22 protein-coding genes and 1 tRNA gene are annotated in these 24203 nt (G+C 71.1%); 10 read left to right on the top strand and 13 right to left on the bottom strand.

All coding sequences use genetic code 11. The annotated features are described in order from the left end of the window. Positions 1-10: 10 nt before the first annotated feature. The 5 genes from ACWENQ_RS01645 to ACWENQ_RS01625 all read left to right on the top strand — a co-directional run bounded on the left by ACWENQ_RS01645 (position 11) and on the right by ACWENQ_RS01625 (position 4132). Positions 11-1339: a hypothetical protein gene (locus ACWENQ_RS01645; protein ID WP_449917365.1), complete on the top strand. Its 1329-nt coding sequence runs from the start codon at positions 11-13 to the stop codon at positions 1337-1339. A 39-nt stretch (positions 1340-1378) separates the two neighbouring features. Further along, the gene (locus tag ACWENQ_RS01640; protein WP_452412588.1) at positions 1379-2956 is read left to right on the top strand and encodes a DUF2510 domain-containing protein; all 1578 of its coding nucleotides are present in this window, start codon (positions 1379-1381) and stop codon (positions 2954-2956) included. A gap of 73 nt (positions 2957-3029) precedes the next feature. Further along, positions 3030-3626, top strand: a complete 597-nt coding sequence (orn, locus tag ACWENQ_RS01635; RefSeq protein ID WP_354913630.1) for an oligoribonuclease — start codon at positions 3030-3032, stop codon at positions 3624-3626. A 62-nt stretch (positions 3627-3688) separates the two neighbouring features. Beyond that, a tRNA-His gene (locus ACWENQ_RS01630) sits at positions 3689-3764 on the top strand. Positions 3765-3925: 161 nt separating this feature from the next. Further along, positions 3926-4132 carry a helix-turn-helix domain-containing protein gene (locus tag ACWENQ_RS01625; RefSeq protein WP_449917370.1) on the top strand — a complete coding sequence of 69 codons (207 nt, stop codon included), beginning with the start codon at positions 3926-3928 and terminating at the stop codon, positions 4130-4132. Positions 4133-4328: 196 nt separating this feature from the next. Here ACWENQ_RS01625 and ACWENQ_RS01620 read toward each other — a convergent pair whose 3' ends face one another. The 7 genes from ACWENQ_RS01620 to ACWENQ_RS01590 form a co-directional block, all read right to left on the bottom strand. Next, positions 4329-5258, bottom strand: coding sequence for an alpha/beta fold hydrolase (locus ACWENQ_RS01620; RefSeq protein ID WP_452412587.1), 930 nt, complete (start codon positions 5256-5258; stop codon positions 4329-4331). After that, positions 5255-5797, bottom strand: a complete 543-nt coding sequence (locus tag ACWENQ_RS01615) for a PadR family transcriptional regulator (RefSeq protein ID WP_452412586.1) — start codon at positions 5795-5797, stop codon at positions 5255-5257. Before ACWENQ_RS01615 ends, ACWENQ_RS01620 begins: the two co-directional genes overlap by 4 nt. Positions 5798-5907: 110 nt before the next feature. Next, positions 5908-7179: an L-lysine 6-transaminase gene (gene lat, locus ACWENQ_RS01610; RefSeq protein ID WP_449917379.1), complete on the bottom strand. Its 1272-nt coding sequence runs from the start codon at positions 7177-7179 to the stop codon at positions 5908-5910. Positions 7180-7307: 128 nt separating this feature from the next. Next, positions 7308-7832: an HdeD family acid-resistance protein gene (locus ACWENQ_RS01605; RefSeq protein WP_449917381.1), complete on the bottom strand. Its 525-nt coding sequence runs from the start codon at positions 7830-7832 to the stop codon at positions 7308-7310. A 47-nt stretch (positions 7833-7879) separates the two neighbouring features. Next, positions 7880-8245: a PPOX class F420-dependent oxidoreductase gene (locus tag ACWENQ_RS01600; protein ID WP_449917383.1), complete on the bottom strand. Its 366-nt coding sequence runs from the start codon at positions 8243-8245 to the stop codon at positions 7880-7882. Continuing rightward, the gene (gene trhA, locus ACWENQ_RS01595; RefSeq protein WP_452412585.1) at positions 8242-8895 is read right to left on the bottom strand and encodes a PAQR family membrane homeostasis protein TrhA; all 654 of its coding nucleotides are present in this window, start codon (positions 8893-8895) and stop codon (positions 8242-8244) included. Before trhA ends, ACWENQ_RS01600 begins: the two co-directional genes overlap by 4 nt. A 20-nt stretch (positions 8896-8915) precedes the next feature. Beyond that, a complete protein-coding gene (locus ACWENQ_RS01590) occupies positions 8916-10433 on the bottom strand; it encodes a penicillin-binding transpeptidase domain-containing protein (RefSeq protein ID WP_452412584.1) in 1518 nt (505 codons plus the stop codon). A 77-nt stretch (positions 10434-10510) separates the two neighbouring features. Here ACWENQ_RS01590 and ACWENQ_RS01585 point away from each other — a divergent pair, with 77 nt between their 5' ends. Together ACWENQ_RS01585 and ACWENQ_RS01580 are read left to right on the top strand one after the other, a co-directional pair. Further along, positions 10511-11338, top strand: coding sequence for a spermidine synthase (locus ACWENQ_RS01585; RefSeq protein ID WP_452412978.1), 828 nt, complete (start codon positions 10511-10513; stop codon positions 11336-11338). A 53-nt stretch (positions 11339-11391) separates the two neighbouring features. Further along, complete coding sequence (locus tag ACWENQ_RS01580) at positions 11392-12360, top strand: pirin family protein (RefSeq protein WP_452412583.1); 969 nt, start codon at positions 11392-11394, stop codon at positions 12358-12360. A 141-nt stretch (positions 12361-12501) separates the two neighbouring features. On the opposite strand, the gene ACWENQ_RS01575 is transcribed toward ACWENQ_RS01580, so the two are convergent. Genes ACWENQ_RS01575 through ACWENQ_RS01555 form a run of 5 tightly spaced genes read right to left on the bottom strand, consistent with a single transcriptional unit; the run spans position 12502 to position 17992 of the window. Beyond that, positions 12502-13434, bottom strand: a complete 933-nt coding sequence (locus tag ACWENQ_RS01575; RefSeq protein ID WP_452412582.1) for an ABC transporter ATP-binding protein — start codon at positions 13432-13434, stop codon at positions 12502-12504. Continuing rightward, entirely contained in the window at positions 13434-14378 is a 945-nt protein-coding gene (locus tag ACWENQ_RS01570; RefSeq protein ID WP_452412581.1) for an ABC transporter ATP-binding protein, read from the bottom strand. Before ACWENQ_RS01570 ends, ACWENQ_RS01575 begins: the two co-directional genes overlap by 1 nt. Then, the gene (locus ACWENQ_RS01565; protein WP_449917392.1) at positions 14368-15360 is read right to left on the bottom strand and encodes an ABC transporter permease; all 993 of its coding nucleotides are present in this window, start codon (positions 15358-15360) and stop codon (positions 14368-14370) included. The genes ACWENQ_RS01570 and ACWENQ_RS01565 overlap by 11 nt, the downstream gene beginning before the upstream one ends. Then, complete coding sequence (locus tag ACWENQ_RS01560; RefSeq protein WP_354913651.1) at positions 15357-16304, bottom strand: ABC transporter permease; 948 nt, start codon at positions 16302-16304, stop codon at positions 15357-15359. Before ACWENQ_RS01560 ends, ACWENQ_RS01565 begins: the two co-directional genes overlap by 4 nt. After that, the gene (locus ACWENQ_RS01555) at positions 16301-17992 is read right to left on the bottom strand and encodes an ABC transporter substrate-binding protein (RefSeq protein ID WP_452412580.1); all 1692 of its coding nucleotides are present in this window, start codon (positions 17990-17992) and stop codon (positions 16301-16303) included. Before ACWENQ_RS01555 ends, ACWENQ_RS01560 begins: the two co-directional genes overlap by 4 nt. A 203-nt stretch (positions 17993-18195) precedes the next feature. Here ACWENQ_RS01555 and ACWENQ_RS01550 point away from each other — a divergent pair, with 203 nt between their 5' ends. From ACWENQ_RS01550 to ACWENQ_RS01540, 3 genes are all read left to right on the top strand, one after another. Then, on the top strand, positions 18196-20493 hold the full coding sequence (locus ACWENQ_RS01550) for an immune inhibitor A domain-containing protein (protein WP_452412579.1): 2298 nt from the start codon (positions 18196-18198) through the stop codon (positions 20491-20493). Positions 20494-20581: 88 nt separating this feature from the next. Further along, positions 20582-22597, top strand: a complete 2016-nt coding sequence (locus ACWENQ_RS01545) for a prolyl oligopeptidase family serine peptidase (RefSeq protein ID WP_452412578.1) — start codon at positions 20582-20584, stop codon at positions 22595-22597. 158 nt (positions 22598-22755) lie between these two features. Next, positions 22756-23283 (top strand): hypothetical protein, encoded by a 528-nt coding sequence (locus ACWENQ_RS01540; protein ID WP_354913659.1) that lies wholly within the window; start codon positions 22756-22758, stop codon positions 23281-23283. A 348-nt stretch (positions 23284-23631) separates the two neighbouring features. Here ACWENQ_RS01540 and ACWENQ_RS01535 read toward each other — a convergent pair whose 3' ends face one another. Continuing rightward, positions 23632-24159, bottom strand: a complete 528-nt coding sequence (locus ACWENQ_RS01535; RefSeq protein WP_452412577.1) for a superoxide dismutase family protein — start codon at positions 24157-24159, stop codon at positions 23632-23634. Between the last annotated feature and the right edge of the window lie 44 nt (positions 24160-24203).

Raw genomic sequence — 24203 nt, 5'->3', positions numbered from 1 at the left:
GGGGGAACTGATGAGCATGATCGCCGGCTTCCTGCTCACGGACCGGAAACGGATCACCGAGCTCGGTACGTGGATCGAGGCGACGGGCCCCGGCGGCAGCCGCGGCGGGGCCCTGCGGTTCGACTCCCGGCTCGTGTCCGTGCCCGGCGCCCGCGAGCGCCTGGTCGAGGCCGTGCTGGCCGACCGCGGGCTGGCCGCAGGCGGGATGACGGGGCTCGTCCCGGTCGCCGACCTGGTCACCGCCGGGCCCGAGGTGTGGCTGCTGACCGGCCACGGGATCTCGCCCGTCCTGTCGGACCTGCTGACCACGCCCGCGATGGACGCGGCCGGCGCCGCCGCCGTCCTCGTCGAGACGGCGCAGACCCTCGCCGCGCTCCACGCGGCGGGACTGGCCCACGGCTCGCTCCATCCCGGCACCGTGGTGATCGCGGAGGACGGGGCGGCGCTGCTGTCCGAGCGCGGGCTCTCCGACGCCGTCCGGGGCCTGCCGCCCGCCCCCGACCGGGACGTCGCGGCCTGGGCCGCGCTGGCCCGCGGCCTGGCCGCCACGTGGGCCGCGGCCTCCCCCGGCGCGGCGGACCTGCTGGAGAGGGTCGCGACCACCGCCACCACGCACGGGCTGGCCGCGGCCAGAGACACCCTGCTCGCCGGACGGGACGCCCTGCCCGGCGGGCTGATCAGCCGCGACGTGCTCGCCGAGACCGCACGCCGCTGGGCGACCCCGGCGACACCGGGCACGTCCCCGGTCAGGGACGAAGGCGAGATCGTCACCATGCTGCGGGTCCCCGGGCCGACTCACGAGCCGGCCCGTTTCGGCCCCGGTGTCACCTCCTCCGGCACCCACGGCCAGACCACCGCGGAGAAGATCTGGCGGGACGGCAACCGCCCCGGCCCTCCCACGTACGGCGAGCGGGCGCGCAAGGCCGCCCGGGCACGCCGCCGCAGGACAGTGGTGTCGGCGGCGGTGCTCGCGCTGGTCATCGCGGGCGCCGTGCTGGCGTGGTTCTCCGTGCGCTCCCCCGCCGACCTGGTCGTGCAGTCCGCGACGGTGAGCGCGCCCAAGACGCTGGGCTGCCGCAAGACCGCCACCATCACAGGAAACCTGGTCACCAACGGCTCGGGCGGCAGCGTCAGGTTCCAGTGGCTGCGCAGCGACAGGAAGGAGCCGATCGAGCAGACCGAGACCGTCCCGTCGGGCAAGACGACCCACACGGTGTTGCTGAAGTGGACGGTCAAGGGAGAGGCGACGGCCAAGCTGACGGCCCGGCTGCGGGTCCTGTCTCCCGTGCCCCAGGGACAGAAGATCGAGGATAAGGCGACATTCACCTACAAGTGCTGATCTACCCACTGCCAAGCGGTTGTCATTAGTCTGGCGGCCATGACCACGCAGACCCCCGCAGGCTGGTATCCCGACCCCTACGGCTCGCCGCAGCTGCGGTGGTGGGACGGCACCCAGTGGACCGACGCCACACACCCGACCGAGCCCGGCGCGCGTCCTCAGGCGCACGGCGGCGGCCCTACCCAGACGGCCGGGCCGGGTCCCATCGTGGGAAGCACGCCGTACCACGGGGCGGACGGGCCGGGTGCCGGGCAGCCCGACAGCGGCCCCGGACCGGCGTACCAGGCGCCCTCCGGGGGGCATGAGGCGGGGCAGGGAGCGTGGGATACGCCCGGCGGTGGTCCTGCTGCCGGCGTGGACCAGGGTTCCGGTCCGTGGGCGCCGCCTCAGGGGCCGGGCGCGGGTCCCGCGGCGCAGCCGTACCAGGGGCCGGGAGCGGGCCCTGACGCGGGGCCTGAGCACGGGCAGGGCTTCGGCCCGCAGTACCAGCCGCCAGGACCGGGCCCGCAGTTCCAGCCGCCGGGATCCGGCCCTCAGTACCAGGCGCCCGGCCCCGGTCCGGGCCCGCAGTACCAGCCGCCGGGATCGGGCCCGCAGTACCAGCCGCCAGGACCGGGCGCGCAGTTCCAGGCGCCCGGATCAGGTCCGGGCCCGCAGTTCCAGGGGCCGGGACCGGGCGCGCAGTACCAGCAGCCGCCGGGTCACGGTGCGCAGTACCAGGGGCCGGGACCGGGTGGGCAGTACCAGGGGCCGGGGCAGCAGTACGGGCAGCAGCCCTACGGCGGCGCCACGATGCGGCTGCCCGCGCCCGACTTCGGGCCGCCGCCGAAGTCGGGCGGCGCGATGCCGTGGATCCTCGGCGGCATCGGCGCGGTGCTGGTGATCGCGCTGATCGCGACGGCGGCGATCTTCATCGCCAACCGGGGCGGCCAGACGACGACCATGCCGAGCCCCACCCCCACGAGCGAGCCGCCGACCGCCGAGACACCCACCGAGTCCCCCACTGAGTCCCCTACTGAGTCGCCTACCGGGTCACCCACGGACTCGCCCACCCAGGGGGCCGGCGCCGACCTGCCCACCCCGGCCGACGGGCGCATCACCGACCCCACGACCGGGCTGTCCTACCCGGCGCCGGGCGAGCCGTGGAGCGTGCCCTCGTCCGCCGAGATCAACCCCAACCCGAACGCCCAGCAGTGGTCGGCCGGGATGAGCGCCGTCTCGCAGGAGAAGTACGACGGCGAGAGCGACTGGACGGGCAGCCTCTACTCCGGCGAGCTCGACGAGAGCTACCCCTACCAGGGTGAGGCCGACCTGCGCTCGGCCATGGGCACGGTCTTCATCGACTTCGCCCGCTTCTACCCGATCAAGCACGAGCGGAAGATCCTCCAGGACAAGGCGATCACCGTCGACGGCCACGCGGGCCGCGTTCTGGAGTTCGAGATGGACTTCAGCGCCGAGTCGGCCAAGAAGAGCTACCAGTGGAAGAAGGAACGCGCGGCCATCGTCCTCGTCGACAGGGGCGAGGGCAAGCGCCCCGCGCTGCTCTACGTCTCGGTGCCGGACAATCTGGATACCGGTCTCGTCACTCAGACACTGAACTCTCTCAAGCTCTCCTGACCTGGGCACTACGCTGGAGTCAATGAGCAAGCGGGCGGGTAGCTCCGAGCCGCTGGGCGAGGAGATTGATCGTATGAGTGAGTTGCTGGTCTGGATCGACTGTGAGATGACGGGGCTCGACCTCGGGCGCGATGCGCTCATCGAGGTGGCCTGTGTCGTCACCGACAGCGAGCTCCGGCAGCTGGACGAAGGCGTCGACGTGGTCATCAAGCCGCCGTCCGAAGCGTTGGAGCAGATGTCGGAAGTGGTCCGCGAGATGCACACCGCCTCGGGTCTGCTGCCGGAGCTGGCCGAGGGGGTCACGCTCGCGGAGGCCGAGTCGCTCGTGCTCGACTACATCCGCGGCCACATCCCCGAGCCGAAGAAGGCGCCGTTGTGCGGCAACTCCATCGGCACGGACCGCACGTTCATCTCCCGTGACATGCCGGCCGTGGACGCCTACCTGCACTACCGGATGATCGACGTGTCCTCGATCAAGGAGCTGGTCCGCCGCTGGTACCCGCGTGTCTACTTCGCGGCGCCCGAGAAGCAGGGCGGGCACCGGGCGCTGGCCGACATCACCGAGAGCGTCAGGGAGCTCCGCTACTACCGCGCGGCGGTGTTCGTGGGCCAGCCCGGACCCGACTCGGCGACCGCGAGGACCCTCGCGGACAGTGTGTCACTCGGCTGAGTGGCGCAAAGGGTCCCGAAGACCGCTACACTTTTCCATGTGCTGCCGCGGCAGTGCGCATGGTGGGTGTAGCTCAGTTGGCAGAGCGCCAGGTTGTGGTCCTGGATGTCGGGGGTTCAAGTCCCCTCACTCACCCCACATCAGAAAGGCCGGTCCCGTACGGGATCGGCCTTCTGCTTTTCTCCGATGACTTTGGCCCCAAATCAGGACAATGCGAGTTATGCTCGCTGTCAACCGCTGACGCCGGGAGCACGGGGGCCAATCGGCGATCTGACCGACTTCGCTGTTCCGGAGGCCGGATGAGAGTCGACCACGTCGCACGCTTGAGCAAGCGTGAGGCTGAGGTGATGGACCTGATCGCGACCGGTCAGTCCAACGGGGAGATCGCGCAACGACTGTTTCTCAGTGAGAAGACGGTCAAGAACCACGTCAACAGGATCTACGCCAAGCTCGGCGCCGACTGCCGGGTCACCGCCATAGGTTTATGGCTCAACAGGGACACGTAGGGGCTCGGCCTGTTGCGGGACCGGCGTTTCCCGCTGCCGGGAAGCGCCGGTGATCACGCGGCTCGCCGTACGGTGACGAACATCACAGCAAGCCGCCGGGCCGGATGTCGCCGTGCCGTTCCACACCGCATTCGCAAGGCGTGCCGCCCGTTCCCGGCCTCGCGATGTCGTGCAGGGGCCCGCCGAAGGGCGGGGGTTACTCCGCGGCGATCCGCGCCAGGATCTCGTCCTGATAGGCGAACGCCGCGAAATGCCCGCCGGGCACGAATCGCGCGGTCCCGCCGGGCAGCCGGTCGGCCAGCCGGCGCGCCAGCGTGACCGGCACCTTCGGGTCCTCCAGCCCGTGCCACAGGTGCACGGGCCCCCGCACGCCGGCCGGGTCGAACCCCCACGGCCGCAGGTAGTCCAGCAGGTCGCCGGCCATGGCCGCCCCACCCTGCCCGCAGCTCTCCTTGACGTCCGCGACGAAGGCCGCCTTGGCGGCGTCTCCCCCGTCGGCGAGCAGCCGGCGGAAGACGCGCAGGTCCGCCGGGATCAGCGACCGCTCGACCCGCCCGACGAGCCGGTCGGCGTCGCCGCGGGCGCCTGCCGACATCGTCGTGGCCGCCAGCGAGCACAGCCGGCGCAGCAGCCGCGGAGCCCGCCGTGCCAGCCGCCAGTAGAAGGCGTCGGCCCGGCTGTCGGGGGCCCAGCGGCCCACGCCGTCCACGGGGGCCATCCCGCCCAGGATCGTCGTGCTGGTAACGAGGTCGGGTCGCTTGGCCGCCAGCGCCAGGACGGGCCCCGCCCCCATCGACACGCCGATCGTCGCGACCCGGTCGAGCCCCAGGTGGCCGGCGAGCGCCGCGGCGTCGTCGGCCCACCCGGGGAAGCCCGCCCCCGGAGCGGCCGTGGACCTGCCGTACCCGGGCCGGTCCACGGAGACGACCCGCAGGCCGTGGCGGCGCAGCACGGTGTCGGACAGCGCCCACCCGGCCACCCACCTGGACGAGCCGTATCCGTGGACGAGCAGGCACGACCGCCCCGCCGGGTCGCCGAAGACGGCGTAGCCGATCCGCCTGCCGTCCGCGAGGGTGAGGCTCTCCTCCGCGGTCGTGCCCATCGCCGCCCTCAGCTCCTCGGTCATGAAGCCGCCGCCTCGCCGGTGGCGGGCCAGGTCCCCACGACGTCGATCGCCCATGCGGCCCAGGAGATCATCGCCTCCAGCCGCCGCACGCCCGCCTCGAGGCCGAGCAGCGACGCCCGGTCGGCGGGCCGGCTGAGGTCGAGCCCCTTCATCAGGGCCCGCATGCCCCGCAGCCGCGCCCGGTGATACTCCATCTCCTCCCGGAGGAAGGCCTGGGCCTCCTCCGGTTCGACCAGCCACAGCGCGAAGGACCTGAGCACCGTCTCGTTGCGCTGGCTGTGGTCGGCCGACGTGCTCGTCAGCCACTCCCGCAGCAGCCGCTCACCCTCCTCGGTGATCTCGTACGGCCGGCGACCGCGCGCCCCTTCGCCTTGCTCCCTGATGAGCCCCTCGGACGCCAGCCGCTTGAGCTCGGGATAGACCTGGGTGGGTTTGGCGTGCCAGACGAACTTCAGGACGCCGTCGAACTCCTGCCCGATGTCGTAACCGCTGCGCGGCGCCCCCGCGATCAGGGTGAGCAGCGCCATGCGAAGCGACATGCCGATCTCCCTCCTTCACCAGACGAAGGTTACAGTAGCACACTAAAAAATTTTAGTGTCACAAGCCAGGTGAAAGGAGGACACGACGGGCGGTCGGCCGGAGGAGGGTGTCAGAGCGGGCGGGAGAGCGCGTGGCCGATGGCGGCCAGGCCGTGTTCGAGATCCTCGTCGGGGATGTTGAGCGCGGGCCTGAGCCGTACCGACCGCTCGCCGCACGGCAGCACCACGACGCCCTCCTCCTCGCGCAGCCGGGTGATCAGCGCGCTCCTGCGCGCGCCGTCGGGCAGGTCGAAGGCGCACATGAAGCCGCGCCCGCGCACGTTCGACACCAGCGCCGGATGCTCGGCCTGGAGCTTGCCCAGCCCTTCGACCAGCCGGGCGCCGGCCTCGGCGGTGCGTGGGATGAGCCCGTCGCGCTCGATGATCTCCAGCATGGCGCGCGAGCGGACCATGTCGACGAGCCCGCCGCCCCAGGTGGAGTTGATGCGCCCGCTGACGGTGAAGACGTTGTCGGGGACGAGGTCCACCCGCCGGCCCGCCATGATGCCGCCGACCTGCACCTTCTTGGCGAAGGCGACGATGTCGGGGGCCAGGCCGAGCTGCTGGTAGGCCCAGGGGGTGCCGGTGGTGCCGCCGCCGGTCTGCACCTCGTCGAGGACGAACAGGGCGTCGTGCTCGTGGCAGAGGTCCTGCATGGCCTGGAGGAACTCGGCGCGCATGTGGTTGTCGCCGCCCTCGCCCTGGATGGGCTCGGCGATGAAGCAGGCGATGTCGTGGGGATGGCGTTCGAAGGCGGCGACGGCCTGGGCGAGCGCCCTGGCCTCGAGGTCCTCGACGTCGCCCAGGTGGGTGGCCGGCACCTCGATGCGTGGCCAGTCGAACAGGGGGAAGCGCTCCGTCTTGAGCGGCTCGGTGTTGGTGAGGGACAGGGTGTAGCCGGAGCGGCCGTGGAAAGCCCTGGTCAGGTGCATGACGCGGCTGCCGAGCTCGCGGGGGCGCCCCTCCGCCTCGTTGCGGCGGCTCTTCCAGTCGAAGGCGGTCTTGAGCGCGTTCTCGACGGCGAGGGCGCCGCCTTCGACGAAGAACAGCCGCGGCAGGTCGGGGTCGCCGAGGACGCGGGTGAAGGTCTCGACGAAGTCGGCCAGGTGCTCGCTGTACATGTCGGGGTTGGCCGGCTTGTTGAGCGCGATCCTGCCGAGGAGTTCCTGGTCGAGCGGCGGGTTCACGCCGAGCGGCGCGGAGGCGAAGAAGGTGTAGAAGTCCAGGTAGCGGCGGCCGGTGCGGGCGTCGACGAGCCAGGATCCCTGGCTTCTGTCGAGATCCAGAACCAGCCGGTAGCCGTCGACGAGTAGGTGGCGGGCGAGCCGGTCATGGACGTCCATGTGCCCTCCTCTGTGAGCTGGATCACGACATACATTCCCCATATTTATGTGCCTATGTAAAGACTTTCCGCCCACGAGGCTTGATCACACAAGGTTCTCCGGATCCGCGGCCGAATAGGACGGCGGCCTCACGCGAGGCTCTTCACCTTGACCGACAGGATGATGATCGCGATCCCGTAGATGATCGCGAAGGCGCCGATCAGCCAGGTCAACGCCACCGCGCCGGAGGCCGGCCAGATCAGCAGCAGCACACCGAACACCACCGACAGCAGACCGCCGATGATCAGCATCCACTCGTTGTCGATGAGCTTGCGCAGCCGGATCCCCGCGATCACCTCCGCGATGCCCGTGAAGATGGCCCAGAACGCGATGATGTACAGCAGGGCGAGCGTCGTGACCCCCGGCCAGACGAAGGTGACGATTCCGGCCAGGATCCCGAGCACGCCGGACAGAATGAGCCATGCCCGGGACTCGACGTTGTGCCGGAAGGCGGAGATCAGCGAGAAGATGCCGTTGACGAGCGCGTAGGCACCGAAGAAGATCACAAGCACGAGGACCGTCATCCCCGGCCAGATGATCGCCAGGATGCCGAAGATCACCGCACAGATGCCCCGAATGAGGATGAGCCACCAGGTGCTTGCCAATTGCTCCATACCTGGTCTGCTATCCCAAAGCCTGGCGAATACAGACCAGGCCGGAGTCAAATATCGGTGATCCGGACACCGACCGTGCCGGTGCGGCCCCTGCGCAGCAGGCTGCCGAGGATCACCAGCCTGCCCTGCAGGCCGTACTTGGCCCGCAGCAATCCCCTGACGCGCTCGGTCTGCCCGGCGGAGAGGATCTCGGCGCGGCCCCGCACCGGCTCGCCGCGCAGCCGGCCGCGCACGTCGCAGGGGGTGACGGTCACCGCCGGGTTGGCCCGCATGCGTTTGACCTTGCCGGAGTCGGCGACGGTCCAGATCACGACGGCGTCGCCGTCCTGCGCCGCCCAGACGGGGGTGGGCACGGGGGTGCCGTCCTTGCGATAGGTCGTCACGGAGACGTACTGCTCATGGCCGAGGTTCACGTCTGCGAGTAGACCACGATCGAGACGGCGATGTACTGCACCAGGTAGGCGGCGATCGTGAAGGCGTGGAAGACCTCGTGGAAGCCGAACCACCGAGGGGACGGGTCGGGCCTGCGCAGGCCGTACACGACGGCCCCGGCGCTGTAGAGGACGCCGCCGACGGCCACGAGCGCGACGGCCACCGGGCCGGCGCCCCGCAGGAGCTGGGGCATCACGAAGATCGCGGTCCAGCCCAGCGCCAGGTACAGGACGGTGTAGAGCCAGCGGGGCGCCGACATCCACAGCACCCGGAACAGCACGCCCGCCAGCGCGCCGCCCCAGGTGACGGCCAGCACGAGGATCCTGGGCAGCCCGTCGAGGGCCAGCAGCGCGAAGGGGGTGTAGGTGCCCGCGATGATCAGGTAGATGTTCGCGTGGTCGAACCGGCGCAGGACCTCGGCCACACGCGGGCCGAGCGTGCTGCGGTGGTAGGTGGCCGAGATGCCGAACAGCAGGCCCGAGGTGATCGCGTAGACGGCCGAGGCGAGCCTGGCCTGGACGGTCGGACCGAGGGCGACCAGGACGAAACCGGCGATCAGCGCCACGGGCAGGGCGCCGGTGTGCAGCCAGCCGCGGAGCCGAGGCTTGGGGAAGGTGGCGACACTCGTCATGAAACCTACGGTAGCGTAGGTTAGAGCGCCCCGAGGAAGCGGGCGGCTATGGGAACGGCCGCTTTCGCCCCGGATCCGCCGTTCCTGACGAAGACGCAGAAGGCCAGATCGCCCTGGTAGCCGACGAACCAGGCGTGCGGCCTGCCCCTGGGCACTTCGGCCGTGCCGGTCTTGCCCGCGACGTCGGCGGCGAGCCCGGCGTCCTTGGCGGTGCCCTCGCTGACCACCTGCCGCATCATCGAGCGCAGGTCCTGGACGATCCGCTGGTCCAGGGTGACCTCGGCGGGCGGCGTCTCGTCGAGGCTCCTGGCGGCCTTGGCGGTCACCAGGCGCGGCGTCCGCCAGGTGCCGCTGTCGACGGCGGCGGCCAGCGCCGCCATGCACAGCGGCGAGGCCTCGACCGTGCCCTGGCCGATGGAGTTGAGCGCCAGCACGCTCCGGTCGGCCCCCGGCTCCAGCCGTCCGCAACGCCCGCCCACGCCGGTCGCGAGGTTCCTGCCGTCGAACCCCCAGTCGCGCGCCGCCTGCTCCAGCCGCGTGGCGCCCAGCCTGTCCAGCGCCTGCTGGACGAAGGTGGTGTTGCAGGAGACCGCGAACGCGCCGGCGAGGGTGGTGGCCGTCTGGTCGCCCGAGTTGACGATGCCCGCGTGGCTCGGCGGGCAGCTGATCGGGCTGGAGGCCGTCATCCCCGCCTTGAGCAGTCCCGCCGCCGTCACCACCTTGAACGTCGAGCCCGGCGGGAACAGCCGCTCGAAGGCGCCCGCCGCGTCCAGCCGGTCGGCCACGGCCAGGATCTCCCCGGTGCTCGCCTTGACCGCGATGATCGCGGCCTGCTCGGGCACCCCGTCCAGCGCCCTGGCCGCCGCCGCCTGCACCGGGCGCGAGAGCGTGACGTGCACCTGCCGCGCGGGCGGCGGCTGGAAGACGACCAACGGCCTGGGTGCCGCGCCCCGCGCGGTCGCCTTGATCGTCCAGCCGGTGTTCGTCTCGTCGAGCCGTTCCTTGAGCCGGTCGAGGTACGGCTCGGCGGCGCTGTCGCGCGGTAACGCCGCCCCCGACCTGGTGACCAGCTCGACGCCGGACACCTCGGTCTCCTCCAGCGACAGCACGCCGCCGTCGCGCAGCGCGGGGTGCAGGGTCTCGGGCCCCCAGAGCACCTTCCACGCGCCGTTCCGCACGGCCAGCCGCAGCGTCCCGGTGAACGCCCACGGCCCCATCCCCGTCAGCTCCCTGGTGCCGCTGAACGGCAGTTCGGCCGTCTCCTCGCCGGTGACCCTGAGACCGCCGGGCCGGAGGGTGAGCGCGTTGACCTTGAACTGCTCGCTGAAGGCGAGGTGCCGGTCGGCGAAGTCGGCGGGCGGGTCGGCCACCAGTCCTTCCATGGAGGTGACGTCGCTGCGCTGCCAGGCGGCCAGGTAGGCGTCGGCGGTGGCCATGGCGCTGCCGTGCACCCCTGAGGAGGCCACGAACGCGAAGGCGCCCGCGCCCCCCACCGCGCCCAGTGCGACGAGCAGCCCGACCAGCCTTCGCCTACGCATACGGTTCTCCCAGGGACAACTTCCACCTCGATATACCAGACAGGGAGCCGAACGTGACACGTGGACCGCGGGAGCCGATGCCCGGCCGCTATCCGGTGACCTTCGGCGAAGTCGAACTGTTGAAAGATCTGGACCGGCCGAACGGATGGATACTGTCCAAGGATGGCGTACCGCAGTCGTATGTGGATCTAGAAGATCCGACATATTTGGATTTTGAGTATGTACGGCTCATGGCGGATGTCATCGACGTCCTGCCGGAAGGGCCGCTGAACTGCGTGCACGTCGGAGGCGGGGCCTGTACGGTCCCCCGCTACGTCAGCGCCACCCGCCCCGGCTCCCGGCACATCGTCATCGAGCCCGACGCGGCGCTGGTCGAGCTCGTGCGTTCCCAGCTCGACCTGCGCTCGGTGCCCAAGCTGAAGGTGCGACCGCAGGGCGGCCGCGAGGGGACGGCGGACATCTGGGACGGTTCCACCGACCTGTTCGTGCTCGACGCCTTCTCCGGCGCCGCGATGCCCGTCGAACTGGCGACGGCCGAGTACATCGCCGACGTCGCCCGCGTGCTGCGCGCGACGGGCACGCTGCTGGTCAACCTGGCCGACGGCAAGGGTCTGGCCTTCGCCAGGCGGGTGGTGGCGACCGTCCGCGACGCGTTCGGGCACGTCGCGCTGCTGGCCGACCCCGGTGTCATGCGCGGCCGCAGGTTCGGCAACCTGATCATCGCCGCCTCTCCCGTCGAGCTGCCCCTCGACCTGCTGACCAGGCGCGCGGCGGGCGGCCTCACCCAGGCACGCTGCGTGTACGGCGAGGCGCTGACCAACTTCGTCGCCGGCGCCTCCCCCATCCACGACGGCGACGCGGTTCTCGCCCCGGCCCCTCCCCCTGCGGTCTTCGGGCTGGAATAGTTGAATCCTAAACTTGGTTAGGGCAGTCGAACACCGCAGGAAAGGAGCGCGACATGCCCGCCGTCACCGTAGAGAACCTGCTCACACTGCCCCGCCTGCCCCAGCCCGACGTGACCGTGCCCGAGCGCAAGGTCCTGACGGTCGCCACCGCGCCCAGCGGGTTCGAGGGCGAGGGCTTCCCGGTGCGCAAGGCCCTGGCGACGATCAAGCCGGCCTACCTCGACCCGTTCGTGATGATGGATCAGATGGGCGAGGTGGACTACGCCCCTGGCGAGCCGAAGGGCACGCCGTGGCACCCGCACCGCGGCTTCGAGACCGTCACATACATGATCGACGGGGTCATGGACCACACCGACTCCCACGGCGGCGGCGGCACCATCACCGACGGCGACACCCAGTGGATGACGGCGGGCAGCGGCATCCTGCACAAGGAGGCCCCGCCCGAGTGGCTGGTCCAGAAGGGCGGCCTGTTCCACGGCATCCAGCTGTGGGTCAACCTGCCCGGCAAGGACAAGATGATGGCGCCGAAGTACCAGGACATCGGACGCTCCAACGTGGTCCTGCTGAGCAGCCACGACGGCGGCGCGCTGGTCCGCCTCATCGCCGGCGACGTGGCGGGGAACGTCGGTCCCGGCAGCACGCACACCCCGATCACGCTCCTGCACGCGACCGTCAGCCCCGGTGCGCAGCTCACGCTGCCGTGGCGCAAGGACTTCAACGCCCTCGCCTACGTCCTGTCCGGACGCGGCACGGCAGGCGCCGACCGGCAGCCGATCACCAGCGGCCAGCTGGCTGTGTTCGACGGCTTCGGCGCCAGGCCGGGGCTGACCACCGACGGCGAGTGGCTGCGGATCGCCGCGCGGCCGAAGGACACGCTGGAGGTCATCGTGCTGGGCGGGCAGCCGATCGGCGAGCCGGTGGCGCACTACGGCCCGTTCGTGATGAACACCCGCGCCGAACTGGTCCAGGCCTTCGAGGACTACCAGTCCGGCAGGTTCGGCAGCATCCCCGCCGGTCACTGACCGCCCCGCCGCACGCGGCCCCCGGGTCGCGTCCGGCGAGCACGGCCCCGCGCCACGCGAAAGCGCGGGGCCGCGGCTTCCGCGGCTCTGCCGATCCTGCGGCTTGCGCCGATTCTGCGGCTACGGCGTGGAACCGTGCCGTCAGTCGGGGAAGTGGCAGGCCACCTCCCTGTCCCGGTGGATCCGCAGCAGCGGGCGTTCGGCCGAGCACACCTCCTGGGCCTTCGGGCAGCGCGGGTGGAACGAGCAGCCCGGGGGCGGCGCGGCCGGGGACGGCGGGTCGCCCCTGAGCACGATCCGCTCCCGCTTGCGCTCCACCCGGGGGTCCGGCACCGGCACGGCCGACAGCAACGCCTGGGTGTAGGGGTGGGCCGGGCTCTCGTAGAGGTGCCGCCGGTCGCCGATCTCCACGATCCTGCCGAGGTACATCACCGCGACGCGGTCGCTGACCCTGCGCACCACCGACAGGTCGTGGGCGATGAAGACGTAGGTCAGGCCGAGCTCGCGCTGGAGCTCCTCCAGCAGGTTGACGATCTGCGCCTGCACGGAGACGTCGAGCGCGGACACCGGCTCGTCGGCGATGACCAGCTTGGGCCGGGTGGCCAGGGCGCGGGCGATGCCGATCCGCTGGGCCTGCCCGCCGGAGAACTCGTGCGGGTAGCGGTCGGCGTGCTCGGGGATCAGGCCGACCATGTCGAGCAGCTCGCCCACCTTCGCCTTGACCCCGTCGACGCCCTGGACGACCAGCGGGTTGGCGATGATCTGCCCCACGGTCTGGCGCGGGTTCAGCGACGAGTAGGGGTCCTGGAAGATCATCTGAAGGTCGCGGCGCAGCGGGCGCATCTCACTCTGGCTGATGTGGGTGATGTCCCGGCCGTCGAACGTCATCGATCCCGCGGTCGGTTCGAGCAACCGGACGATCATGCGCCCCGTGGTCGACTTCCCGCAGCCGGACTCGCCCACCAGGCCGAGCGTCTCGCCGCTGCCGACGGTGAACGACACCCCGTCCACGGCACGCACGGCCACGCCGCGCCGTACCTTGAACCGCATCTCCAGATCGGACACCGTCAGCATCAGGAACCTCCCAGGTGGCAGGCGGCGAGGTGGCCGGGAAGCGGCTCGGTCAGGGGCGGCAGGGTCGTCTCGCAGACGTCCATCCGGTGCGGGCACCTCGGGTGGAAGGGGCAGCCGGGCGGCGGCGCGAGCAGCGAGGGCGGCGAACCCGGGATCGTCCACATGGGGGCGTCGTCCGCCTCGTCCAGCCGGGGCAGCGAGTCGAGCAGGCCGCGGGTGTAGGGGTGGCGGGAGGCGTCGAAGAGCGCGTCGGCGCCGGCCCGCTCGGCCACCCGCCCGCCGTACATGACCAGCACCTCGTCGGCCACGCGGGCGATCACGCCCAGGTCGTGCGTGACCATGATCACCGCCAGGCCGCGGTCCGCCTGAAGCCGGCTGATCAGCTCGAGGATCTGGGCCTGGACGGTCACGTCGAGCGCGGTCGTCGGCTCGTCGGCGATGAGCAGGTCGGGCTCGCAGGCCAGGGCCATGGCGATCATGACGCGCTGGCGCATGCCGCCGGAGAACCGGTGCGGGTGGTCCCCGGCCCGCTCGCGCGGGGAGGGGATGCCGACCTCGGCCAGCGTCTCGACCGCGCGCGCCGCCGCCACCCTCCTGGAGGCCCCGAAGTGCAGCCGGTACGCCTCGGCGATCTGCTCGCCCACCGTGTAGTACGGGTGCAGCGACGACAGCGGGTCCTGGAAGATCATCGCCATCCGGCGGCCGCGCAGCCGCCGCAGCGTCTCCTCCTGCGCTCCCACCAGTTCCTGCCCGTCGAAGACGACGGACCCGGTCACCTCGGCGCCCAGGTGCAGGCCCATCAGGGCGAGGCTGGTGACCGACTTGCCGGAGCCGGACTCGCCCACGATGCCGAGGGTCCGGCCCCGGTCCAGGCTGAAGCCGACATCCTGGACGGCGCGCAGGCCCCCGAAGGACACGCCGAGTCCTCTGACGTCAAGAAGCATGGCGCACCCTCGGGTCCACGACGCCGTAGAGCAGGTCCACGACCAGGTTGGCGATGACGATGAAGAACGCGGCCAGCAGCGTGGTGCCGAGGATCACCGGGTAGTCCTGGCCCGTGATGCTGGACGCGGTGATCTTGCCGATGCCGGGGAGGCTGAAGATGCTCTCGGTGATGATCGCGCCACCGAGCAGCGCGCCCAGGTCCATCCCGAAGATGGTGACGATCGGCGTCAGCGCGGCGCGCAGGCCGTGCTTGACCACGACGGTACGGCGGCGCAGCCCCTTGGCCCTGGCGGTGCGGATGTACGGCTCCGCCATCGTCTCGATCATCGAGGAACGGCTCTGCCTGGCGTACATGGCGGCCGACAGCATGGCCAGCGCGATCCAGGCGAGCAGCAGGTTCTGCGCCCACAGCAGCGGGTCCTCGCTGAAGGCCACGTAGGTCGGGTAGGGGATGAGCTCGAGCCAGCGCACCGTGACGAACAGCAGCATGGGCCCGACGAAGTAGATCGGCAGGGCGGCGGTGATCACGGTCGAGCCGACCAGCAGCCGGTCCGCGACGGTGTCCTTGCGCAGCGCCGAGATCACGCCGACGGCCAGCCCGCCGACGAGCCAGAGCGCGGCGGCGCCGATCGCCAGCGAGAAGGTGATGGGCAGGCCCTCCAGCAGGATGTCCCAGACGAGCTGGCCGGTCTGCCAGGAGTAGCCCAGGCAGGGGAAGCCGCACTCGATCGCGTACTGCCCGCTGCCCATCGACCGTCCGGCGAAGATGCCGGTGACGTAGTCGGTGAACTGCGCCAGGACCGGCTGGTTCAGGCCCATCTGGTTGCTGATCTCGGCCAGCCGTTCGGCCGTGCAGCTCTTGCCGCAGGCGATGAGCGCCGGGTTGCTGGGCAGCAGGGTGAAGATGACGAAGGTCACCATGCAGATCACCAGCAGGACGGCCGCCGCCGCGGCCAGCCGCCGCAGGATGTAGAGGATCATGTCCGCGCGCCCTTGGGGTCGATGGCGTCCCGCAGCCCGTCACCCAGCAGGCTGAAGCCGAGGATGACGAGGAACAGGCAGAGGCTGGGGATGGCGAAGTAGGTCGGGACGATGTCGTAGTAGAGGACCGCGTCGGACAGGATCTGCCCCCACGACGGGGTGGGCGGGCGGATGCCCACCCCGAGGAACGACAGCGCGGCCTCGGCGCTGATCAGCCCGGGGATCAGCAGCGCGCCGAAGGCGATGATCGGCCCCGACACGTTCGGCAGGATCTCCCGCAGCAGGATGCGGCCGGGACGGGCACCGCTGGTGCGGGCCGCGTCGACGAACTCCCGGTGCCTGACCGACAGGGTCTCACCCCGGACGATGCGGGCGATGCCCGGCCAGCCGAAGAACCCGATGACCGAGATCAGCATGACGACCCGGTTGACGTCCGGGGTCACCGACATGATCGCGATCATGAAGATCAGGCCGGGGAACGACATCAGCAGGTCCATGAACCGGCTGATCAGCACGTCCACCCAGCCGCCGAAGTAGCCGGCGGCGATCCCGAACAGCACGCCGAGCGTCAGCACCACCGTGGCGCCGGCGAAGGCGATGAACATCGAGACCTGGGTGCCCATCACGACCCGGGAGAACAGGTCCCGGCCGCTGACCGGCTCGACGCCGAACCAGTGCTCGGCGCCGATCCCGCCCCAGGACCCCCGGGGGATCCCCGCCAGGGCGGCGTCGACGGCCGTGGGGTCGCGCTGGGCGGGGTCCCAGCCGTTGAGCAGCACCAGCAGCGGGGCCGTCAGCGCCACCAGGACGAAGAAGATCACCAGGCCGAGGCCGACCATCGCGGACCTGTTGCGGCGGAGCCGGGCGAAGGCCTGCCGCCAGGGGCCGCGTGCCGCCGGGGTGGCCGGATCGGCCGCCCCGGTCTGTCGCGTGATCGTGCTCACCTGGCGATGCTCGGGTCCTTGAGCCCGATCTCGGCGAAGTCGGGGTTGCCCTCCCACACCGGGTGGCCCTTGACGTTGGCCACGTTGGAGCCGAAGAGGTTGTTCTGCTTGTTGAGCTGGAACGGGATGTAGGCACCGGTGGCCATGACCTGGGACTCCAGGGTCAGCCAGCCCTGGTCGGAGGCGATGGGGTCGACGAGCGCCTCGATCTCGTCGATCTTGGCGTCGATCGCGGGGTCCTTGAGCAGCGCCGCGTTGCCGCCGTGGTAGCCCTCGCCGATCAGCCGGCTGTCGGTGATCAGCGGCAGGAACGTGGAGCCGGACGGGTAGTCGGGGCACCAGCCGCCGATCTGCAGTTCGGGCATCTTGGACGGCGTGCCGTTGATGCCGCCCACCGCTGAGGCGTCGATCGTGTCGACCTGGAGCTCGAAGCCGGCCCGCTTGAGGCCGGCCTGCAGGGCCTCGGCCTGCGGCTTGCCGCCGGGCGTGGTGACGAGGCGGATCTTCACGGGGAGCGGGACGCCCGACTCGGCCAGCAGCGCCTTGGCCTTCGCCACGTCGCCGGTCTGCGGGATCTTCAGGATGTCGCGCGGCACGCCGCCGGTGAGGCTGGGCGGCAGGATCGCGCCGACGATCTCGGCCACCTGCGGGCCGCCGCCCGCGGTCTGCATGGCGACCTTGTCCACCGCGTACTGCGCCGCCATGCGGACCTTCTGGTTGTCGAAGGGCGGCTTGGCGGTGTTGAGGTAGACGATGCCGGTGCAGCCGTCGACCATGCTGCTCATCCGCGCCTTGACCTTCGGGTTGGTGAAGATCTTCGGCAGGACGGCGAGCGAGACGTCGATGTACCCGAGGGCGGAGCGGTCGGCGCCCTGGTCGGCGATGAGCCGGGTGTCGGTCGTGGCGCTCCCGGCGGCCATCTTCACCACGATCCTGTCGGGGTAGGCCTTGCGGACGGAGTCGGTGGCCGGGTCCCAGTGCTCGTTGCGGACCAGGACCATCTCGGTCTTGCGCTGGTACTTCTCGATCTTGTAGGGGCCGGAGGAGAACGGCCGGTCGTCGTACCTGACGCCCGCCTCCTTGGCCTCCGGGACCGGGGCGAAGGTCGGCAGCGTCACGGTCTGCGCGAACTCGGCGACCGGCCGCTTGAGGCGGAAGATGATCGTCTTGTCGTCCGGCGTCTCGATCGAGTCCAGGTGCTTGCCGGACAGCGGGCCCTCGTACTTGTCGCTGACGAGGTACTTGCGAGCGTAGTCCGGGCCGCCGGTGAGGTCGGGCGAGAACGAGCGCTCGACGTTGTACTTGATGTCCTGTGCCCTGACGGGGGTGCCGTCCTCGTACTTGAGGCCGACCTTGAGGGTGAACTTCCACGTCTTGCCGTTGTCGGAAGGCGTGCCCAGATCCGTGGCCAGGTCGGGGACGATCTCCGAGCTGTTGGCCTTGAAGGTGGTGAGCGTCCGGTAGAGGAGCCGGGCGCCGAAGCCCATGTCCCGCATGGTCCAGTTGCGGGCCGGATCGAGATGGTTGAAGTCGGCGCTGTTGAAGACGGTGAGGGTACCGCCCTTCACCGGCCCGCCGCCGGCCGTGGCCGCGGCGCCGGGCGGGGGCGACGATCCCCCACCGCCGCAGGCGGTCAGCCCTGCCACAAGCGTCGCGCATAACGCGAGCACGCCCTTGTTCCTCTTCATATGGCCCTCCGAGCGCGAATGGTCCAAGTCGCCCCGTAACTTAAATGTGTGACATAGCACTGACAACCCCTCGTTACCGAGCTGTTGTCTACTCGCTGGCCGACTGAAGTTGACCGTTCAAATGACTCAAAGGTGGACCTTTCGCTGATGCATGAAATATGACACATTATGCGCCGATCTTTCTCTCGGAAGGAAGGCCACTCATGCGCACGCTGTCCGCCGTGCTCGCGGCCGGGCTGACCCTGGCGTTATCGCCGGGGCTCGCCGCGGCCGATCCCGCCCCGTCCCCCGCCACGAGCGCCTCCCCCGTGGCCGGCCCCGCGCCCGGCCCTGTCAAGAGCGGCCCCGCCGAGGACGGCCGCCGGGAGCAGCCCGTCAACCCCATCGCCGCCGAGCAACGCGCGTTACGCACCAAGGCCATGGAGCAGGTTCTCGCCGCAGGACCGCAGGCGCGCGGCCGCGGCGGCAAGCCCCGGGTCGGCAGGCAGTACGTCGAGCTGGCCTTAGAAAGAAAAGACCGGATATTCACCGTCCTGTCCGAATTCGGCGACCGCATTGACAACACCACGACGCACAACGGCCAGATCAGGTACGGCGGGACGCCCGGCCCGCTGCACAACACCATTCCCCGGCCGGATCCGCGCCACGACAACCACACCCTGTGGCGGAAGGACTTCGACCGGGCCTACTACCAGGACACCTACTTCGGGTCCGGCAACTCCCTGCGCAGCTTCTACCACCTCCAGTCCTCCGGCCGGTACGACATCGACGGCTACGTCTCCGACTGGGTGAAGGTGCCGTACAACGAGGCCCGGTACGGCACGCCGCGCTGCTCGGGCGGGCTGGACTGCGACACCCCGCTCTTCGACTTCGTCCGCGACTCGGTCGGCGCCTGGTACGAGGGCGAGCGGGCCAGGGGCCGCAGCGTCGCCGACATCACCGCCCAGCTCAAGACCTTCGACGTCTGGGACCGTGACGACTTCGACAACGACGGCGACTTCGACGAGCCGGACGGCTACCTCGACCGGTTCCAGGTGATCCACGCCGGCGTCGACGAGACCTGGGGCGGCGGCGCGCAGGGCGCCGACGCGCTGTGGGCGGTCAGCCACGACGCCTACTGGAACCTGCGCGGCCAGGCGGGACCGCCCGGCAACCCGCGCGGCGGCGTGCAGATCGGCGACACGGGGATCTGGGTCGGCAAGTTCCTCACCGCGGGCGAGAACAGCGGCGTCGGCCTCATCGCCCACGAGTACGGCCACGACCTGGGCCTGCCCGACCTCTACGCGTACGGCACGGGCGGCGACAACGGCGTGAAGTTCTGGTCGCTGATGTCGGACGCCTCCTACCTGGGCGACAGGGACGGGCCGACCGCCGAGTACCCCGGTGACCTCGACGCCTGGAGCAAGCTGCGGCTGGGCTGGCTCAGCCACGACCGGGCCAGGGCCGCCACCGACTCCACCCACACCCTGGGCGTCAGCTCGTACAACACCGACGACCCGCAGGCCGTCCTGGTCGACCTGCCGCCGCGCACGGTCAGCACGGAGCTGACCGACCCGGCGCAGGGCGCCTTCCAGTGGTGGAGCGGGAAGGGCGACTATCTCAACGAGACGCTCACCCGGCAGCTCGACCTCACCTCGGTGTCGTCGGCCGTGCTGACCGCCAAGGTCTGGTACCGGATCGAGCAGGACTTCGACTACCTCTACACCGAGGTGTCCGAGGACGGCACGACGTGGACCCGCGTCGGCCCGAGCCTGACCGGCACCTCGGACTGGACCGACCTGCGCGTGGACCTGGGCGCCTACACCGGGAAGAAGATCTGGTTCCGGTTCCGGTACTCCACCGACACCAACACGGTCGAGAACGGGTTCCTGGTGGACGCCATCGACCTGCCGGGCGTGTTCTCCGATGGCGCGGAGAACGGCGACAACGGGTGGACCGCGGTGGGCTTCAGCCGCGTCGGCCGGGTCGGCACCAAGGACCACCCGCGGGCCTACCTCGTGGAGAACCGGCGTTACGTGGGCTACGGGTCGTACCTGAAGACCGGCCCGTACAGCGCGGGCTTCCGCAACGACCCGAAGCGGGCGGAGATCTACGAGCGGTTCCCCTACCAGGACGGCGTGCTGGTCTGGCTCTGGGACACCTTCTACACCGACAACAACACCCAGCAGCATCTCGGCGAGGGCATGATCCTGCCGATCGACGCCCGCGCCGTCCCCCTCCAGTGGAACGACCACACCCGCGTGGGCGGGCGCACCCAGGTCTTCGACGCCACCTTCGGGCTCACCGCGACCGACCGCCTGCGCCTGCACAAGGACGGCGCCGCCACGGTCTTCCCGTCCGTGCCCGGCGTCCCCGCCTTCGACGACCGCACCGGCGTCTACTGGTACAGCACCTATCCGACCCTCGGTGTCCGTCCGCCGGACACCAACACCAGGATCGAGGTGACCGGGCAGGCCCGGCGCGGCCTGCGGACCACGATCCACGTGGGACCCGCCTCCTGACCGACCCGCGGGATGCCGCATCGGTCCTCGGTGCCGGAGATCGATGCGGCATCTCTACCAGGAGCAAAAATATGATATGTCACACTGTGTGGCAGACCTAACTCTTCTCTCTCGCACCGGCCGTTTCACCTACGGCTCGCCCCGGGCGCTGACCGCCTTCGCGGACCGGGTCCTCTTCCTGCGGTCGACGGGCCCCGAGGACCCGGTCGAACGCCTGTGGTCCCTCGACCTCCCCAGCGGCGAGGAACGCCTGCTGGCCGACCCCACCGCCCTCACCGGCCGCCCCCTCGACCTCCCGGCGGAGGAGCGCGCGCTGCGTGAACGGCTGCGCCTGTGGGCTCCGGGGATCGGCTCCTACGACTCCGACGGCGTCCACGCGGTCTTCGCCCTCGGCGGCGAGCTGTTCCGCACCGACCTGGCCACCGGCGTCACCGAGGAGCTCGCGACCGCGAGCCCCGCCTTCGACCCGCGGGTCAAGGACGACAAGGTCGCCTACGTCTCCTCCGGCCGCCTCCACGTCCTGGACGGCGCCACGACCAGGGTCCTGGCCACCGAACCCGGCATCTCCTGGGGCACCGCCGAGTTCGTGGCCGCCGAGGAGCTGGGCCGTACCAGGGGGCACTGGTGGTCCCCCGGCGGCGACGCGCTGCTGGTCACCAGGGTCGACGAGCGACTGGTGCCGCGCCGCCGCCTGGCCGACCCCGCCGACCCCGAACGCGAGGCCGAGCCCCTGGCCTACCCCCAGGCCGGCGGCCACAACGCGATCGTCGAGCTGCACCTGCTCGGGCTGGACGGCACCCGCAGGCAGATCATGCGGGACGACCGCCGCTTCCCCTACCTGTCCGCCGTGGACTGGGCCGAGCGTGACCGGCCGGTGATCACCGTGCTGGACCGGCTGCAGCAGCACGGCCGGCTGCTCGCGGTCGACCCGGCCACCGGCGCCACCACGGAGCTGCACGCGTTCGCCCACCCCCAGTGGATCGAGAACGCGCCCTTCCTGCACGAGGGCCGGATCCTGGAGATCGTCGAGGTGGACGACACCCAGGCCCTGGCCATCGACGGCGTCGTCGTCACCCCGACGTCGCTGTACGTCCGGCGGGTGGCCGGCTCCCACGGCGACGACCTCCTCCTCGAGGCCGCCGAGGAAGAACCGGCCGAGCAGCACGTCTACCGCCTGGCCCGCGACGGCGCCCTGACCAGGATCACCGGCGAGCCCGGCGTGCACAGCGCCCTGACCGGCGGCCCGACGATGGTGCTGACCAGCGGCACCGTGGAGACCATGCGGACCCGCCGGATCGTCGGCGATCTCGAGCTGCGCGACCTGTCGGCGGCCGTGCCGTACCGCCCCCGCCCGGTCCTGGACCGCGTCACCGAGCACCGGCTCCCCTCCTCCGTGCTCTACCCGACCGGCCACGTTCCCGGCGAGAAGCTGCCCGTGCTGCTCGACGTGTACGGCGGGCCCGGGTACCAGGCGGTCGCCCTCGAGCCGGGACGGTGGATCCGCCGCCAGTGGTGGGCCGACCAGGGCTTCGCCGTCGTCACGGTCGACAACAGGGGCACGCCCCACGTGTCGGCCTCCTTCGGCCGGGCGATCTTCCGGCGCTTCTCCCAGGTGGCGCTGGACGACCAGGTGGCGGCCCTGCGCGAGCTGGCGGGCAAGCACCCCGACCTCGACCTGTCCCGGGTGGGCGTGCGCGGCTGGTCCTACGGCGGCTACTTCGCCGCGCTGGCCGTCCTGCGGCGGCCCGACGTCTTCCACGCGGCCTGCGCGGGCGCCCCGCCCACCGACTTCCGCTGGTACGACACCGCCTACACCGAGCGTTACCTGGGCCTGCCGGAGGACAACCCCGACGGCTACGCGGCGGACTCGCTGATCCCCGACGCGCCGGGGCTGGAGCGGCCGCTGCTCCTGCTGCACGGCCTGGCCGACGACAACGTCTACCCCCTGCACACCCTTCGCCTGTCGGCGGCGCTGACCCGTGCCGGGCGGCCGCACGCCACCGTGCTGCTGCCCGGCGTGAGCCACATGACCCCGGACGGCGTCGCCGAGAACCTCATGGCGATGGAGCTGGACTTTCTCCGGCGCGAGCTCCAGAGGGGGTGATCGAGGCGGGCTCCCCGGAAGGGCGCCGGCGGTCGGCGCCCCAGCGATTTGAACGCTCAAATTCGCTCTCCGTTCGCCCGCAACTAACGATCTTGAAAGGTTCGCCCGGCGAAATGGGAACCCCGGGCAGCCCGCCCGGGACCCAAGGGAGGGGAACCATGAGAAAGATCGTCATCGGCGCGGCGCTCGCCGGCGTGTTCGCCGTCGCCGCCCCCGTGGCCGCCTCGGCCTCGACCACCACGACGCTCACCACGTGCAGCGCCTGGAAGCCGGTGGGCAACCGCTACTTCCAGTCCTGCATCGACGTCACCGGCACCCAGGTCACCACGTACGGCCTGGTCAGCTCGGCCGGCGCCACCGCGCCGAGCGACACCGGCGTCGGCCTCACCAGCCGCGACGAGAACGGCGGCGGCGGGCACCTGGGCCGCAAGGAGGGAACGGTCCACGTCGACAACAACACGGTGCGCTTCGACGGGTACACCACCACGGTCACGGCGGGCGCCCGGGTCCGTTCCACCGTGTACGTCCCCGGCGTGATCGGCACCGGCACCCTGGTCGGCACCGACGGCGCCACGTTCTACGACTCCGACGTCCCGCAGGGCCCCAGCGGCCCGGTGGGACCCGGCGGCTACCCGACCCCGACACACCAGGCCCAGATCACCACCTGGGTCACCGTCGCGGGCTGACGTTCCCTGACCGGATCGCCCGGACCAACCGGTCCGGGCGATCCCGGCAGTCCGGGCGCGGCGGTGCAGGCTGTCCAGGTGGCCCGGACCGACCCGGCGATCCTGGTGGTCTGGACTGTCCCGGCGATCCCGTTGATCCGGCGAGACCCCGCGACCAGGGCGATCCCTGCGGTCCGGGTGGACCCGGCAGTGCGGGCCGGCCGGGTGTCAGGCCCTCGTCGGGGCGGCACCCGTGCGGGCGGGTGCGGCAGCCGACGTACCGCGGCCTTCGTCCATGAGGACGGACCGCTCGGCGGCACGGCAGGCGGCCCGCGATGGCCGTGGCCGTGCCGCCGCCGTACGGGTGGATCACTTGAGGGTGAGGCAGGCGACGCGGCCACCCGCGGTGCCGTCGGGCGCGGTGGCCTTCTCGTGAATGACCAGGGAGTGCGGCACCCGGTCGGGCGACAGCGCCCACGGCTGGCGCGCGGTCGACGTGGCCGCTCCCGAGCCGTCGGTCTTGATGTCGAGCCACACCTCGTTGGACGCGTTGACGGTGCCGTGGGTGTGCTGGAAGTGCGGGCCCGAGTCGTCCGGCTTGGACCCGCATGGGTTGGCGTGCAGGTGCACGCCGTAGGCCCGGTTGGGCAGCAGCCCCTCCGCGACGAAGGACGACCGGGTCTGCCCGTCGGCCGACTCGACCGTGACGCTGGCCTTCGCCCCCTCGGGCACCAGCTTGGTGTTGTAGACGATGGCCGAGGGGTCCTTGGCACTGAACTCGCCGCCGCCGGACAGCCGCACCCCGATCTGGGGCGTCGGCGTCGGCGCGACGGCGGTGGTGGGCGCGGCACAGGCCCCGGCGGTCAGCAGGGCGAGAAGGAGTGCTGGCAGGCGCATGACGAACTCTCCAGAAGCGAGCGGCGGAGGCCCACTCTACTGAG

It is taken from the genome of Nonomuraea sp. NPDC004354, from assembly GCF_053602555.1.
This window is presented reverse-complemented; position numbering and strand designations above follow the sequence as displayed.

Bases quoted from the DNA above. Each gene is read 5' to 3' on its own strand.
- lat (WP_449917379.1), bottom strand. From the start codon at position 7,179: ATGGACGTCCATGACCGGCTCGCCCGCCACCTACTCGTCGACGGCTAC.
- ACWENQ_RS01615 (WP_452412586.1), bottom strand. From the start codon at position 5,797: ATGTCGCTTCGCATGGCGCTGCTCACCCTGATCGCGGGGGCGCCGCGC.
- ACWENQ_RS01540 (WP_354913659.1), top strand. From the start codon at position 22,756: ATGAGAAAGATCGTCATCGGCGCGGCGCTCGCCGGCGTGTTCGCCGTC.
- ACWENQ_RS01570 (WP_452412581.1), bottom strand. From the start codon at position 14,378: ATGCTTCTTGACGTCAGAGGACTCGGCGTGTCCTTCGGGGGCCTGCGC.
- ACWENQ_RS01565 (WP_449917392.1), bottom strand. From the start codon at position 15,360: ATGATCCTCTACATCCTGCGGCGGCTGGCCGCGGCGGCGGCCGTCCTG.
- ACWENQ_RS01585 (WP_452412978.1), top strand. From the start codon at position 10,511: ATGCCCGGCCGCTATCCGGTGACCTTCGGCGAAGTCGAACTGTTGAAA.
- ACWENQ_RS01620 (WP_452412587.1), bottom strand. From the start codon at position 5,258: ATGACCGAGGAGCTGAGGGCGGCGATGGGCACGACCGCGGAGGAGAGC.
- ACWENQ_RS01555 (WP_452412580.1), bottom strand. From the start codon at position 17,992: ATGAAGAGGAACAAGGGCGTGCTCGCGTTATGCGCGACGCTTGTGGCA.
- ACWENQ_RS01575 (WP_452412582.1), bottom strand. From the start codon at position 13,434: ATGCTGACGGTGTCCGATCTGGAGATGCGGTTCAAGGTACGGCGCGGC.
- orn (WP_354913630.1), top strand. From the start codon at position 3,030: ATGAGTGAGTTGCTGGTCTGGATCGACTGTGAGATGACGGGGCTCGAC.
- ACWENQ_RS01645 (WP_449917365.1), top strand. From the start codon at position 11: ATGAGCATGATCGCCGGCTTCCTGCTCACGGACCGGAAACGGATCACC.
- ACWENQ_RS01605 (WP_449917381.1), bottom strand. From the start codon at position 7,832: ATGGAGCAATTGGCAAGCACCTGGTGGCTCATCCTCATTCGGGGCATC.
- trhA (WP_452412585.1), bottom strand. From the start codon at position 8,895: ATGACGAGTGTCGCCACCTTCCCCAAGCCTCGGCTCCGCGGCTGGCTG.
- ACWENQ_RS01550 (WP_452412579.1), top strand. From the start codon at position 18,196: ATGCGCACGCTGTCCGCCGTGCTCGCGGCCGGGCTGACCCTGGCGTTA.
- ACWENQ_RS01535 (WP_452412577.1), bottom strand. From the start codon at position 24,159: ATGCGCCTGCCAGCACTCCTTCTCGCCCTGCTGACCGCCGGGGCCTGT.
- ACWENQ_RS01580 (WP_452412583.1), top strand. From the start codon at position 11,392: ATGCCCGCCGTCACCGTAGAGAACCTGCTCACACTGCCCCGCCTGCCC.
- ACWENQ_RS01625 (WP_449917370.1), top strand. From the start codon at position 3,926: ATGAGAGTCGACCACGTCGCACGCTTGAGCAAGCGTGAGGCTGAGGTG.
- ACWENQ_RS01590 (WP_452412584.1), bottom strand. From the start codon at position 10,433: ATGCGTAGGCGAAGGCTGGTCGGGCTGCTCGTCGCACTGGGCGCGGTG.
- ACWENQ_RS01640 (WP_452412588.1), top strand. From the start codon at position 1,379: ATGACCACGCAGACCCCCGCAGGCTGGTATCCCGACCCCTACGGCTCG.